The sequence below is a fragment of the Slackia faecicanis genome, assembly GCF_003725295.1.
Lineage (GTDB): Bacteria > Actinomycetota > Coriobacteriia > Coriobacteriales > Eggerthellaceae > Slackia > Slackia faecicanis.
The window spans coordinates 38,570-52,008 of sequence record NZ_QICB01000007.1 but is presented as its reverse complement, the minus strand read 5'-3'; the positions used below and the strand labels follow the sequence as shown (position 1 = coordinate 52,008).

At 63.5% G+C, this 13,439-nt stretch carries 11 protein-coding genes; 5 read left to right on the top strand and 6 right to left on the bottom strand.

Features of this window, described 5'->3' with window-relative positions:
* From DMP07_RS07845 to rlmD, 3 genes are all read right to left on the bottom strand, one after another.
* Window positions 1–651, bottom strand: a complete 651-nt coding sequence (locus tag DMP07_RS07845; protein ID WP_244594947.1) for a Maf family protein — start codon at window positions 649–651, stop codon at window positions 1–3.
* Between the two features lie 238 nt (window positions 652–889).
* Window positions 890–1,867 carry a cysteine synthase A gene (cysK, locus tag DMP07_RS07840; RefSeq protein ID WP_123198594.1) on the bottom strand — a complete coding sequence of 326 codons (978 nt, stop codon included), beginning with the start codon at window positions 1,865–1,867 and terminating at the stop codon, window positions 890–892.
* 41 nt (window positions 1,868–1,908) lie between these two features.
* The gene (gene rlmD, locus DMP07_RS07835; protein WP_123198635.1) at window positions 1,909–3,261 is read right to left on the bottom strand and encodes a 23S rRNA (uracil(1939)-C(5))-methyltransferase RlmD; all 1,353 of its coding nucleotides are present in this window, start codon (window positions 3,259–3,261) and stop codon (window positions 1,909–1,911) included.
* 177 nt (window positions 3,262–3,438) lie between these two features.
* On the opposite strand from rlmD, the gene DMP07_RS07830 reads away from it, so the two are divergent.
* Window positions 3,439–5,139 (top strand): HNH endonuclease family protein, encoded by a 1,701-nt coding sequence (locus tag DMP07_RS07830; RefSeq protein ID WP_161957058.1) that lies wholly within the window; start codon window positions 3,439–3,441, stop codon window positions 5,137–5,139.
* Between the two features lie 155 nt (window positions 5,140–5,294).
* Window positions 5,295–5,666, top strand: a complete 372-nt coding sequence (locus DMP07_RS07825; protein ID WP_123198592.1) for a phage holin family protein — start codon at window positions 5,295–5,297, stop codon at window positions 5,664–5,666.
* A gap of 499 nt (window positions 5,667–6,165) precedes the next feature.
* Here the strand turns inward: DMP07_RS07825 and groL are convergent, their stop codons facing one another.
* Window positions 6,166–7,809 carry a chaperonin GroEL gene (gene groL, locus DMP07_RS07820; protein WP_123198591.1) on the bottom strand — a complete coding sequence of 548 codons (1,644 nt, stop codon included), beginning with the start codon at window positions 7,807–7,809 and terminating at the stop codon, window positions 6,166–6,168.
* 75 nt (window positions 7,810–7,884) lie between these two features.
* The gene (locus DMP07_RS07815) at window positions 7,885–8,175 is read right to left on the bottom strand and encodes a co-chaperone GroES (protein ID WP_123198590.1); all 291 of its coding nucleotides are present in this window, start codon (window positions 8,173–8,175) and stop codon (window positions 7,885–7,887) included.
* Window positions 8,176–9,188: 1,013 nt separating this feature from the next.
* On the opposite strand from DMP07_RS07815, the gene DMP07_RS07810 reads away from it, so the two are divergent.
* From DMP07_RS07810 to DMP07_RS07800, 3 genes are all read left to right on the top strand, one after another.
* Window positions 9,189–9,998, top strand: a complete 810-nt coding sequence (locus DMP07_RS07810; RefSeq protein WP_123198589.1) for an ABC transporter substrate-binding protein — start codon at window positions 9,189–9,191, stop codon at window positions 9,996–9,998.
* 134 nt (window positions 9,999–10,132) lie between these two features.
* Window positions 10,133–11,527 carry an amino acid ABC transporter permease gene (locus DMP07_RS07805; RefSeq protein ID WP_123198588.1) on the top strand — a complete coding sequence of 465 codons (1,395 nt, stop codon included), beginning with the start codon at window positions 10,133–10,135 and terminating at the stop codon, window positions 11,525–11,527.
* A gap of 10 nt (window positions 11,528–11,537) precedes the next feature.
* Entirely contained in the window at window positions 11,538–12,284 is a 747-nt protein-coding gene (locus DMP07_RS07800) for an amino acid ABC transporter ATP-binding protein (protein WP_123198587.1), read from the top strand.
* Window positions 12,285–12,703: 419 nt separating this feature from the next.
* On the opposite strand, the gene DMP07_RS07795 is transcribed toward DMP07_RS07800, so the two are convergent.
* Window positions 12,704–13,339, bottom strand: a complete 636-nt coding sequence (locus DMP07_RS07795) for a TetR/AcrR family transcriptional regulator (protein WP_123198586.1) — start codon at window positions 13,337–13,339, stop codon at window positions 12,704–12,706.
* Window positions 13,340–13,439 lie beyond the last annotated feature (100 nt).

Genomic DNA, 13,439 nt, shown 5'->3' with positions numbered 1-13,439 from the left:
CTATTTCGCCGCCTCGAAGAATTCGGCGAATTCCGCGATCAGGCGCTTCACCGGCAGGCCGACCACGTTGTCGAAATCGCCCGAAACGCGCTCGACGAGCATTTCGCCGCCGAGGCCCTGCACGCCGTAGGCGCCCGCCTTGTCCATCGGCTCGCCCGTAGCGATATAGCGCTCGATCAGCTCGTCGTCGAGCGCCTTGAACAGCACGTGGCTCGTTTCCGCGAACGAACGAAACGCCAGCGAGATGTCCTGCTCGCCCGCGGGCGCGCCCACCAGCCATACCGACACGCCGGTGATGACCTGGTGCGCCCTGCCCGACAGCTCATCCAGAATGCGATGGGCGTCGGCCTCGTCGACCGGCTTGCCGTAGATCGTGCTGTCGGCCACCACCATGGTGTCGGCGCCGACCACCATGGCCATGCCTTCGTAGCCTTCGTTGAGCACGTCTTCCACCACGGCGCGGGCCTTGCGCTCGGCAAGTTTTTTCGCGGCCTCTTCGGGCTGGCTGAGCAGGTCGGCGTCGAGCGTTTCGTCCGCCTGGGACACGCGCACCGTGAACGGCACGCCTTCGCGCGCCAAAAGCTCGCTGCGGCGGGGGCTTCCACTTGCAAGAATCACGTCGATTTTCATATCTTCTGCCATGTCAGCCATATTAATTACCTTTCGATACTTTCTTTATTATTTGAATCAGCAATCTTTTTTATATGTAGCTAGCTAATAACAACTTTGTAATCTATTTACTCTAATCCACCAAGGGATTTTGAGTTTCTTATAGCGTGTTATTTCCGAATTGCGGCATCGACAGCCTCGTGGGTGCCGCATAACAACGCAGGCCGCCCGAATCGAGCGGCCTGCGGCATGATCGTGCGATGCGTCGGGCGCGATCGGGCTACGCGAACAACGGCGTGGAAAGATACCTCTCGCCGGTATCCACCGCGAACGTCACGATGGTCGAACCCTTCGCCTCGGGGTGTTGCTGCACCAGCTTGCGCACGGCGGCGATGTTGGCGCCGCTGGAAATGCCCACCAGCAACGCCTCCTGCGTCGCCATGAAGCGGGCCTGGTCGTAGGCCTCGTCGGTGCTCACGCGGATCGCGCCGTCGAGGGCATCCAGGTCGAGCGTTTCGGGAATGAAATTCGCCCCGATGCCCTGAATGCCATGCGCGGCGGGCGTGGGATCTTCGCCCGCAAGGGCCTGCGTGATCAAGGGGCTTTCGTCGGGTTCCACCGCATAGACGAACACGCGCTCGCCCGTCAGAGCGGCCAGGCCGTTTTTGCTCTGCGTGCCGTGGCCGTTGAAGAAATGCGCAACACCCGAAACCGTGCCGCCCGTTCCTGCAGCCGCCACGATGTAATCGGGGTTCGCTCCGCCCAAAGCCGCCTTGATTTCGGGGCCGGTCGTCTTTTCGTGGGCCGCCGGATTGTCGGGGTTCGTGAACTGGCCCACGATCCATGCGCCGGGGGTTTCGCGCTCGATGCGCTCGGCCTCGGCCACGGCGCCCACCATGCCTTCGGCCGCAGGCGTCAGCACGAGCTTCGCGCCGTAGGCGGCAAGAAGCGCTCGGCGTTCCTTGCTCATGGATTCGGGCATGGTGAGCACAACGTCGTAGCCGCGGGCGGCGCCGATCATGGCAATGCCGATGCCCGTGTTTCCGCTGGTCGGCTCCACGAGAACGCTCTTGCCGGGGGCGATGGTGCCGCGCGCCTCGGCCGCGTCGATCATGTTTTTCGCCGCGCGGTCCTTGATCGAACCGCCGGGATTAGCCGCCTCGTATTTCACGAAGACATTCGCGCCCACTTCGGCGCTGAGCTTTTCGAGCTTGATCAAAGGCGTCGCGCCGATCGCGGCGCTGAGATGTTCGGCCATGGCTGAAACCCCTTCCTTCACCTATCCGAAAACCGGCATGCCTACGCGCGCTCGAACGCCAGGATGTTTTCGACGTGCGGCGTATGCGGGAACATGTCCACGGGCTGCATTTCCACGATGCGGTAGCCGTGCTCCACCAGATACGAGGCGTCACGCGCCTGCGTTTCGGGATTGCAGGAAATATAGACGATGCGGCGCGGCGCGAGCGTGCAGGCCGCCTTGAGGAAATCGGGCGTCGAACCGCTGCGCGGCGGATCCATGAGCAGCACGTCGAGGCTTTCGCCGCGCGCGGCCAGATCGCGCATGAACGCGCCGGCGTCGGCCGCCACGAATTCGGCGTCGATGCCGTTGTGGCGCGCGTTGTTGCGCGCGTCGGCCACGGCGTCGGGGCGCTCCTCCACGCCGATCACGCGCGCGGCGCCGGGGCCGCCGTTCACGCCGCGTGCCGCCACCAGGCCGATCGTGCCCGTGCCGCAGTACGCGTCCATCACCGTTTCGTCGCCCGCCAGGCCAGCCATTTCGATCGCGCGCGTGTACAGCACCTCGGTCTGGTCGGAATTCACCTGATAGAACGATTTCGACGAAATGCGGAACGTCAGGCCGCACAGCGAATCAAGGATGAACCCGGGGCCGTACAGCGTGCGTTCCTTATCGCCCATGATCACGTTGGTCTTGCGCGTGTTGACGTTTTGCACCACCGTGGTGATCGACGGATGCGCCTTCTTCAGCGCGCGCACGAACGAGCGCGACGCGGGGAAATCTTCCTCGCGCGTGACCAGCGTCACCATGACCTCGCCCGACGTATGACCCACGCGCACCTGCACATGGCGCAAAAAGCCCGTGTCGGCGTCTTCGTCGTACGGCGTCATGCCGAAATTGCCCATGAGCTCGCGCACCGTCAGAATGATGCGCTTGGCCTCGGGGTTTTCGATCAAGCATTCGCGCGAATCGATCACGCGGTGCGTTCCGCGCTCGTACATGCCGCACAGAATGCGGCGCTTGCGCGCGCGGCGGTCGTACACCGCCACGTACGGCGAAACCACCTTGTTGCGGTAATAGCGCGGATCCTGCATGCCCGCGATAGGGCTTACCGCGGCTTCGTCGCCCAAAAGGTCGGCGAACAGCGCCTCCATGCGCTCCTGCTTTTCCTTGAGCTGCTTGCGATACGGCGTGCGCAGCAGCTCGCAGCCGCCGCAGCGGCCGTCGATCGGGCAGAACAACCCGTCGCGGCGGGCGCTATGGGCGCTCGCGTTCTTCGAGGCCTCGGCGCGGCGGGCGACGTCTTCGGTCATGCGCACGCGCTGGCCGCGAGCCGCTGCGGGCATGCCCGTCCGCGCGCGGCCTTTCTGCTGCTTGACGCCGTTTCCTGGGTAATGTCGTTTCTTTTTTTCCATGCCGTCCATTGTAGCGTCCGAAAGCCCGAAACGCGCCGGCCCCGTCCGTCGTTCGCAACCTGCACAGACGGCAGCGCGGCAAGCGGCAGGCGAAACAGGCCCGGAAAACCCACGACCCCGCCACACTGGGGCGGTACAATAGATGTTTTTCCGCACAACCTCGCGAAAGGAGAATCGGTGTCTTCCCCGATTCGCACGTTTTTCGAAATCATCTGGCTGTACTGCAAGGGCTTTCGCCCCGTCGAGTTCGTCCGCGACGACGACCGCATCTCGCTGCACCCCAGCGGCTGGCGCGTCAACGGCTCGGGCAGGCTCAAGCGCGCCAAAGACGCCGTGGATTACCTGGAGTCGGCCACGCCCGAGCAGTGGCGCCAGATCTATTGCGGCATGACGCCGTTTCTGGTGTCCGACAAAGGCAACGTCAAGCACGTCGACGGCAACCCCGTGAAGATGACCCTGGCGAACGGCCGCTACCAGATCATGTACAAGCCCGAAGACTCCCGCGGGCGCGGCAAGGACGGGCGCATCCACAAGAAGCGCGTCTACCGCTCCATGCTGGTGGCCATGGCCTGGCTCGATTTCCGCAAAGGCGATACCGAGCACGAGATCCACCACATCAACGGCTACCGCACCGACGACCGCGTGGCGAATCTCATGATCGTCGACCACGAAGAGCATCTGCGCATCCACGGCCTGGGCCCCTGCGCGCTGAGCGGGCTGCCCGACGAACGCATCGTCGACGCGCCGGCAGGCTGCGAAAGCGACGGGGAAGAGCCCGAGACGTTCGCAGGCGCACACGTGGCCTTGAAACCCGAAAAAGAGAACGATGGCGCCGAGCCGCGCAAGAAGAAGCGCCGGCGCGGCAAACGCGGCGGCAAGGGCCGCTCGAACGCGCAAGCGAACCAGGACGCGCGCGAGGGCGATATCGCGCATGACGAGCACGCCGGCACGCAGGACGAGCTCCGCCTTGATGACGAGCGCGGCGCGACGGCGCCGCGCAAGAACGCGGAAGAGACGCAAGAAGACGCCGAACGCCGCGAGACGACGCATGGCGAGCAGTCCGCGACCGCGAGCTCCGAAAACGTCGACGCGCACGACGCGGGCGCAAGCCGCGCAAGCGATGGCGCATCGGGCGAAGGCGCGAAACGCAACAGGCGCGGAAAGCGTTCGAAGAACCGCGGGGCGGCTCAGCCGGCCGAGAACGCCAAGGCGACCGAGGGCGCAATGCAGACGGCCGAAAGCGCCCACGAGGCCGACGGCGCGCGCGAGAACGCACGCGCGTCCCAGGGCGAGCCCGCAGCCGAAAACCCTGCGCAGCATGGCAAGGCGCCCTCGAACAACGCCGGCGAGCCGAAGCGCGCCGCGAGCGAGCGCGGCGGCAAGAACGACGGATCGGCGAACGCGGACCGCATCGTGGACTGGACCGTTTCCAGAAAGCGCCTCGGCGAGAACCTGAACGCATTCCTCGAAACGGTACAGGCCGACAACGCCGAGCATACGGTCGACGAGAAGGAGGCCAGCAAGGCGGCAAAACCCGTCTACAAAGCCCTCAAGCCGTTTTTGACCTGCCCCGATGCGGTGACCGCATTCGACGCGTCGCTTGCGAGCATCAGGACGATCGTGCAGGCGTACCGCGATTCCGGCGCCTCGATCCCCGCGCCCGTGCATTCGATGCTCGGAACGCTGCACCAGGTGGTCAAAGACTCCGTCAAGCGCATCGCCGCCGAGGGAGACGCGGTGGAAACCGCCTGCCTCAGGGAACTGCTCGTCGACGAGGCCGCAAAGCCCCTGTTCAAAAAGACCGTGCACGCGCGCAAGTTCCGCCAGTGCATCTCGGTCGTCGATTCGCGCAACGAAACGGAATCGAAGCAGACATAGCGCCGAGCGATGCGCTACCCTGAGCGTAACGAGGGGCTGCGGAACCCATGCCGCGACACGACGCGCCGCAAACAGGCGGGCACGTGCCGAAAAGCCCTGGCCGGCGCCCGTGCGCGGCGCCGGCACGAAACCGCGTACCTGAAAGGAGCGCACTCATGAACTTCATCCTCCGTTGCCTCGTGACCGCCGTCGCCGTGGCCGCGGCCGTCTGGCTCGTGCCCGGCATCGAGGTGGCTCCCACCACCGAAACCTGGGCATGCGTGGCCGTGCTCGCGCTGTTCCTTTCCCTGCTCGACATTTCGCTCAAGCCCATCCTGCAGGTGTTGAGCCTTCCGGTCTCGGTGCTCACCCTGGGCATCTTCTACCTGGTAGTGAACACCTTCGTGCTCTATGTGGCCTCCTGGATGGCCAACGGCCTGTTCGACATCGGGTTCGAAATCTCGAGCTTCGGCAGCGCCTTCGTGGCGAGCATCGTCATCAGCATCGTGAGCTCGATCGTCGGCGGCATCACAGGCGCCAAAGACTAAGCGCCCGCTTCCACGTTTCGCGCGCAAGGGAGCAGGCCCCGCGTGCCGCGCGACAGACAACACCCCGACATCACGATGGCCCCCCCTGCGTCGATTCGCAGGGGGGCCATCGTCGTAAAAGCCCGATACCGCCCCATTTCGCAGCGCGGCACGCCGATCGAAAAGCGTCCCGCCCGCCCCTCGGACAAGCAAGCGTTCGATGGGTGGGTGGGACGTTTCTTGCGGCGCTTCTTACCCCCCCCCGCAGAACGCAAACGCACAAAATCCCAACCGCAGCAAACGCGGCCGGGTCGATCTGCATACCCTGCCGCGATGGGCGGAATGCGGCGCACGATGAAGACGTCGGCGCGGCGGTTCCCCGAACCGCAAAGCATGCCCATGCATACGGAAGCACCCGAAGCCGAAGCGGGCTCACGCAAAAAAAGGAGCCGCGCCGAAGCGCGACTCCTTTCGTAAGCATATGCGAGGCGTTAGGCCGAATCTGCAAACCCGCAGGGGCTTACATCATCATGCCGCCGCCCTGGCCGCCGGCAGCGAGGGCGGACAGGTCCGGACCCTCCTTCGGGATCTCGGAGATGGTGGCTTCGGTGATCAGAATCAGGCCGGCCACGGAGACTGCGGACTGCAGAGCGGTGCGGGTGACCTTCACAGGGTCGGAAACCTGCATCTCGATCATGTTGCCGTACTCGCCGGAGGCGAAGTTCAGACCCTCGCCCTTGGGCAGAGCCTTGACCTTCTCGATCACGATGCCGGCCTCCATGCCCGCGTTCTGGGCGATGGTGCGCATCGGAGCCTCAAGGGCCTTGCGGACGATGTCCACGCCGACCTGCTCGTCGTGGTTGGCGCACTCGACGCCGTCGAGAGCCGGGATGGCATCGACCAGCGCGACGCCGCCGCCTGCGATGATGCCTTCCTGAACAGCGGCACGGGTTGCCTGCAGGGCGTCCTCGATGCGGCTCTTCTTCTCCTTGAGCTCGGACTCGGTGGCAGCGCCGACCTTCATGACGGCAACGCCGCCGGAGAGCTTGCCGAGGCGCTCGTTGAGCTTCTCGCGGTCGAAGTCGGAATCGACGTGCTCGAGCTCGGCACGAATCTGGTCGCAGCGATCGGCGATGGCCTGCTTGTCGCCCGCGCCGTCGATGATGACGGTGGAGTCCTTGGTGACCTTGACGGTCTTGGCCTGGCCGAGCATGTTCAGCTGAGCCTCGCCGAGAACCAGGCCGAAGTCCTTCGCGATGACCTGGCCGTTGGTGACGATGGCCATGTCCTCGAGGATGCGCTTGCGGCGGTCGCCGAAGCCGGGGGCCTTGATGGCGGCGCAGGTGAAGGTGCCGCGCAGACGGTTCAGCAGGATGGTGGACAGAGCCTCGCCGTCGACGTCTTCAGCGACGATGAGCAGCGGGCGGCCGGTCTTGCTGACCTGCTCGAGGATCGGCATGACGTCCTGGATGGAAGAGACCTTCTGGTCGGTGAGCAGGATGAAGGGATCCTTGAGGACGGCCTCCATGCGCTCCATGTCGGTGGCCATGTACGGGGAGATGTAGCCGCGCTCGTACTGCATGCCCTCGACGACCTCGATCTCGATGCCGAAGGTCTGGGACTCCTCGACGGAGATGACGCCGTCCTTGCCGACGACCTCCATGGCCTCGGCGATCTTCTCGCCCACGCCGTCGGAAGTCTGGTCGTCACGTGCGGAGATGGCGCCGACGGAAGCGATCTGCTCCTTGGTGGAAACGGGAATCGCGTCGGTAGCGATGGCGTCGACCACGGCAGCGGCGGCCTTCTCGATGCCCGCGCGGATGGAGATGGGGTTGGCGCCTGCGGCGATGTTGCGCAGACCCTCGCTCACCAGCACGTCGGTCAGCAGCGTGGCGGTGGTGGTGCCGTCGCCCGCGACGTCGTTGGTCTTGGTGGCGGCTTCCTTCACGAGCTGGGCGCCCATGTTCTCGACCGGATCGGGAAGTTCGACTTCCTTGGCCACGGTGACGCCGTCGTTGGTGACCAGCGGAGCGCCGTAGGTGCGCTCGAGGGCGACGTAGCGGCCCTTGGGGCCGAGGGTCACCTTGACCGCGTCGGCCAGCTTGGTGACGCCTGCGGCAAGCGCGCCGCGCGCGTCGGTATCGAACTGAATATCTTTTGCCATGACGATTCACTCCTTCGTGTGATGCGGCGGACTATGCATGGGCCGTCCGCCGCGGAAATGGCGAGAATGCGGGACTTAGTCGGTGTAGACGCCGTACAGGTCGTCGGAACGCAGGATGATGACCTCTTCGTCATCGACCGTGACCTCGGTGCCGCCGAACTTGCCGTACAGCACGCGATCGCCCACCTTGACGGGAACGGGAACCAGGTTGCCGTCCTTGTCATGCTTGCCCTCGCCCACGGCCAGAACGACGCCGCTCTGCGGCTTTTCTTTGGCAGCGGAGGCGATGTACAGACCGGAAGCGGTGGTCTCTTCAGCTTCGTCGCGCTTGATGATGACGCGATCGCCCAAAGGCTTGAGATTCATGATCGTTATCCTCTCTCTAGCTTCCCTTTGATAGCGGGGCTTCGTGAGTGCTAGCACTGTATGCCTTCGAGTGCTAACTGATGGCTATACTACCATCGCTCGGCGCGGATGCAAGAGAAATAACGGTGTTTCGAGCGGTTTCTTTTCAATCGTTACGCTTGCGTCACATTCCGCGCGTTTCGCCCGCACGACGGGCGCGGCAGGCGGCATGCTTCACGGCGCGCGCGAATGCGACGCGCACGCTCGCGGGACGCGCCGAGCAAAGCGATCGGGCGGCGATCCGTTCGCGCGACAGCACAGGCCCGCGACTCGCAGCGCTCGCATGCGGCCGAACCCGCAGCGGCCCGACGGCGTGCGAGTGCGAACGGGCCCGCCGACCGCGCTGCAGCGACCGGCGCAAAGCGGCGCGGGCGCGCCCTTCGACGCTCTCGCGCGCAAGATGCAATACGAAGCTTCGGCGCGCAGTTCCGCCCTCGCGCGCGACATATATGCGCGAAACCCCGTTTCGTCTGCACATGCATGCTTTTACACGATGGGCGCGCGTCAGCGTTTTACTGGACATTTTTTTGCATATTATTGACCGCTTACCCGATAAAATATGCTTTCGTCACCCAAAAGCGCTCATTTCAATGCATGATTGCCGCATAAAAAGCTTTATTTACTCTTTTTTCTCGAAAATACTCTTTCAAAATAAAGCGCCCTATGCAATAATGCCCCCAACATATTTTTGATTGACTGCACAAAACATGTATCTTGATAAGAGCATATCACCTGTTCATCAATCGTTTATTACTTGTGCATTATCCCAAAACTTACGAAAATATACCGCTTGCGTGGAAAGAGCCGCCGCTCCCCCGCGAACGTATCCCACCCCTACAGCCGAAAGCCGCCGCCCCACCTCCAAGAAGACGGGGCTTTCGCATACCGGACGCCCGGAAAAAGCTCGGGCGTCCTCCTTCGACCGACCGCGGCACGAAGCCGCTTCGGCATAGCCCCCGCAGAAAGGACCACGCATGATGAAGAAAAGAGCCCTCTTCCTCGCCCTGGCGGTCGCCGCCCTCTGTGCGCTTCCGCTGCTCGCCTCCTGCTCCGGAGGCGGTTCGTCCGATACCGTCGAGCCTGCGGCCGACGGCAGCTACGCCCTCGTCGAAGACGGCAAGCTCACCGTTGCCGCCTCCCTCGACTTCCCGCCGTTCGAAAACCTCAATAACGGCAATGTCGAAGGCTTCGAAGTCGACCTCATGAAGGCTATCGCCGAACAGCTCGGCCTCGAATGCAACTACCTGCCCACCATGAAGTTCGACACCATCATTCCCGCCCTGGTAGCGGGCGGAACCGCCGACGTCGGCGTCTCCGGCTTCACCATCACTCCCGAGCGCGAGGAAGAAGTGGACTTCTCCACCCCGTTCTGCGACACCAACCAGTGCATCGTGGTGCTGAACGGCTCTGACATCACCGACGAATCGCAGCTCGCGGGCAAACGCATCGGCGCCGAAACCGGCACCACCGGCCTCACTTGGTCCAAGGAAAACCTCTCCGACGCCCAGGAAATCGTCGCCTTCGACGAGTACCCCGCCGTCTTCGCCGCCCTGCAATCCGGCCAGGTCGCAGCTGCCGTCTTGGACAAGCCCGTCGCCGATTACTACATCAAGATCGCCTACTCCGACTGCCAGGTTGTCAAAGAAATCCCCACCGGCGAGCAATACGGCATCGCCGTGAGCAAAGAGAACCCGAACCTCACCGCCGCCATCAACGATGCCATCGCCGCCCTCGAGGCCGACGGCACCATCGCCGAACTCAATCAGAAGTGGTTCGGCAACTAGGACCCGATCGGACGAGCCGCTGCCGCCTCGCCTGCCTGGCAGCGGCGTCCTTGTCGGACACATGCCTCCGTGCCCGACAAGGACGCCTTGCGCCCGTACGCGATACTGTGGACTCCCGTTAGAAAGGCATCGTCATGGACACCTTCGCTTCGCCGTCGCGTCGAAAGCACGTGCTCGCGAAAGCCGCATGCATCGCCGCATGCGCGATCGCAACCCTCCTCCTCGGCCTCGCGCTGACCTCCACCGCGCCCGCCCAGGCGCATGCGCTCGAAGTAGAGGCCTGCACCGCCTCGCCGAACGAGGACGGAGGAAACCGCATCCTCGGAGCCACCCCCACCCGCGTCACCTGGCGCGCCCATTCCGCCGAAGACGAAAGCCTGTCCCGCATCACGCTCGCCTTCGCCGACGGCGTCGAGCTGAGCGCCGACAAAGTGAAGGTCACCGGCCTTTCCGGCCTCGACCGTGTCGAACTGAACGCCCAGGCCAGCGCGCCGGGCGACGGAACCATCGTCATCGACATGCCCGAAGCGGCCCCCGCAGGCGTTTCGTTCCTCGTGGAAATCTACAATGTGGTCTTTCCCGCCGACGGCGGGGAATTCCAAGTGGCGGCCACCACCGAAGCCGCCGATGGAACCGTGAACGAGCTCGGCCCCCTCGGCGGCACCATCACGGTTTCCGGCGTCAGCGTCGCCGAAGGAATCGCCGCGTGGCTCAATGGCCAAGGCTGGGTCCAGGCCTGGAATTCCAACAAGTTCCTGCACCTGTTCTTCGACCCCGCGATCATCGTGACCAGCATCCCGAGCGTGTTCAACGGCTGGCTGGCAGCGCTCGGCATCGTGGTCATCGCCTTCCCCGCCGCCATCCCCGTGGGCTTCGTGCTCGCCCTGATGCGCATGGCCCGCTTCCGCATCCTGCGCGCCGTGGCGGGCACCTACGTCAACATCGTGCGCGGCACGCCTATGTTCCTCCAGATCTACATCGCATTCTTCGGCCTGCCGCTGCTGGGCCTCAACATCAACAACTTCGCCCTGGGCTGCTGCGTCATGGCTCTGAACTCGAGCGCGTATCTGTGCGAGATCTTCCGCGCAGGCATCCAGTCCATCAGCAAGGGCCAGTTCGAGGCGGCCCGATCGCTGGGCATGAACGGCGTGCAGACCATGATTCACGTCATCGCGCCGCAGGCCTTCCGCCGCGTCATCCCCACCATGACCAACGAGCTCATCCTGCTGTATAAGGACACCTCGCTGCTGGCCGCCGTTGGCATCATGGAAACGGTCATGTACGCCAAGACGATCACCGCCGCGACGGGCAACATCACCCCGTACATTGTGGCCGCAGGCTTCTACCTGATCGTCACGCTGCCCATGAGCCGCATCACCCGCGCCATGGAAGACCGCACCGGCACCCATAAGGTCGCCCTCAAGAAAAAGCCCGCCGACAAAGAGCCGAAATCGGTCACGAAGCAGGGCTGGAGCCCCGACCTGAACGCTGCGAAAGACGAACTCGCCATCAAGACGGCAGATCTGTAGGAGGCTCCCGATGACCATCGATACGACGAAATCCATCATCCGCATTCGCGACCTGCATAAAAGCTACGGCGACGTGGAAATTCTCAAAGGCATCGACCTGGATGTCTACAAAGGCGAAGTGGTCGTCATCCTGGGTCCGTCGGGCTCTGGCAAGTCCACCATGCTGCGCTGCGTGAACCGCCTCGAAGAGCCCACCAGCGGCCACATCTACTTCGAGGACACAGAGATCACCGACAAGAAGACCAACATCAACGAAGTGCGCAAAAACGTCGGCATGGTGTTTCAGAACTTCAACCTGTTCCCCCACCTCACCGCCAAAAAGAACGTCATGATCGCCCAGCAGAAGGTGCTCAAGCGGTCGAAGGAAGAGGCAGAGCGGATCGCCATCGAGCAGCTCGAACGCGTCGGCTTGGGCGAACGCCTGGACCACTACCCCGACGGCCTGTCGGGCGGCCAGCAGCAACGCGTCGCCATCGCCCGCGCCTTGGCCATGAATCCGCATGTGATGCTGTTCGACGAAGCCACGAGCGCCCTCGACCCCGAACTGGTGCGCGGCGTCCTGGACGTCATGCGCCAGCTGGCCAAAGAAGGCATGACAATGATGGTTGTCACCCACGAGATGGGCTTCGCTCGCGACGTGGCCGACCACGTGATCTTCATGGAAGACGGCAAGGTGATCGAGCGCGGCGCACCCGACGAGGTGTTCAACAACCCGAAATCCGAACGCACGCGCGCCTTCATCGGCAACATCGCCTAGCATCAACGCATACCCCGCAATCGACGGACCTCCCTTCCGGACGATGAAAGGCCCCTTGGACGAACCGAATGCCCAAGGGGCCTTTCGCATGCGGGACGGCATTCGCGAGCCGCCGTCGGAAGGATTCGTTGCCGAAGCGGCCAGCCATCTCAGCGGGGCTTCATTCGCGCCCTTTCGCCTCAATCGACAGACGCGGGCGCCGCCCCTTCGATTCGAACCCTTTCGGGCCAAGTCCGCATGCCGGCCAAAGCCGAGGGATGCCCGCATACACGACAAGTCCTGCAGACGCCCGTCGAATCGCAGGTAGCCGCGATAGCCTCTTGAAGCCCCTCGAACAAAAAACGGCCCCTTTCGGATTTCGAGAACCGAAAGGGGCCGTAGATGAAAATAGCAACTTCGACAAACAAAGCGAAAGGGCCTTACGCCTGAGGAACATCCTCCTGCGCGATCAGACCGTCGCGACGCATGACAGGATACACCCATTCGGCAAGTAGAGCGCGAGCGCGTTCGTGCGCCGACTCGCCTTCGGAAACGGCCGATACGGCCGCTCCGTCGACCAACGCTATAACAAAGCGCGGGGTGACGTCCTTCAGCCCCACACGCTCGATGATGCGCTCTACAGCAGAGTCCAAGCGAGCGCGACCCGCTCGATACGCCTTAGTGACAGCCGCCGATTCCGATGCCGCCAGGAGCTGCATGTAGTGAGGAGCGGCCGTTCCCGCCTCAGCGGGCATACAGGCCGAAAGGAACAGCTCGACCACGCGATCGCGGCAAGCCTCGACCTCCATCTCCTCGGCCGCATCGGCCACGGACTCGGCTCGACGAGCCCACGAGCGCATGTTGTAATCGCCCGCCTCGTAAAGCAGGTCCGAAATAGAATCGAAATAGTATCCGGTAGAAGACGCAGCGGTATTCGCACGCTTGGCGACATTGCGATACGTCACCGCGCTCGGACCGTCTTCCTGCATGATCGCGGCCGCGGCCACAATCAAAGAAGCACGCGTGATCTGCGCTTTGACGGACTTCGGCTCCTGCGCCGTTTTCTTAACAACCATAGCGACACCTTCTAGTACTCAAGAAGCGCCAAAAGCACCTCGAATATTCCATCGACGCTGGGAATGGGCACACCTCTACCGAAGCATCAGAAATGCGACG

Bases quoted from the DNA above. Each gene is read 5' to 3' on its own strand.
- DMP07_RS07845 (WP_244594947.1), bottom strand. From the start codon at position 651: ATGGCTGACATGGCAGAAGATATGAAAATCGACGTGATTCTTGCAAGT.
- cysK (WP_123198594.1), bottom strand. From the start codon at position 1,867: ATGGCCGAACATCTCAGCGCCGCGATCGGCGCGACGCCTTTGATCAAG.
- rlmD (WP_123198635.1), bottom strand. From the start codon at position 3,261: ATGGAAAAAAAGAAACGACATTACCCAGGAAACGGCGTCAAGCAGCAG.
- DMP07_RS07825 (WP_123198592.1), top strand. From the start codon at position 5,295: ATGAACTTCATCCTCCGTTGCCTCGTGACCGCCGTCGCCGTGGCCGCG.
- groL (WP_123198591.1), bottom strand. From the start codon at position 7,809: ATGGCAAAAGATATTCAGTTCGATACCGACGCGCGCGGCGCGCTTGCC.
- DMP07_RS07815 (WP_123198590.1), bottom strand. From the start codon at position 8,175: ATGAATCTCAAGCCTTTGGGCGATCGCGTCATCATCAAGCGCGACGAA.
- DMP07_RS07810 (WP_123198589.1), top strand. From the start codon at position 9,189: ATGATGAAGAAAAGAGCCCTCTTCCTCGCCCTGGCGGTCGCCGCCCTC.
- DMP07_RS07805 (WP_123198588.1), top strand. From the start codon at position 10,133: ATGGACACCTTCGCTTCGCCGTCGCGTCGAAAGCACGTGCTCGCGAAA.
- DMP07_RS07800 (WP_123198587.1), top strand. From the start codon at position 11,538: ATGACCATCGATACGACGAAATCCATCATCCGCATTCGCGACCTGCAT.
- DMP07_RS07795 (WP_123198586.1), bottom strand. From the start codon at position 13,339: ATGGTTGTTAAGAAAACGGCGCAGGAGCCGAAGTCCGTCAAAGCGCAG.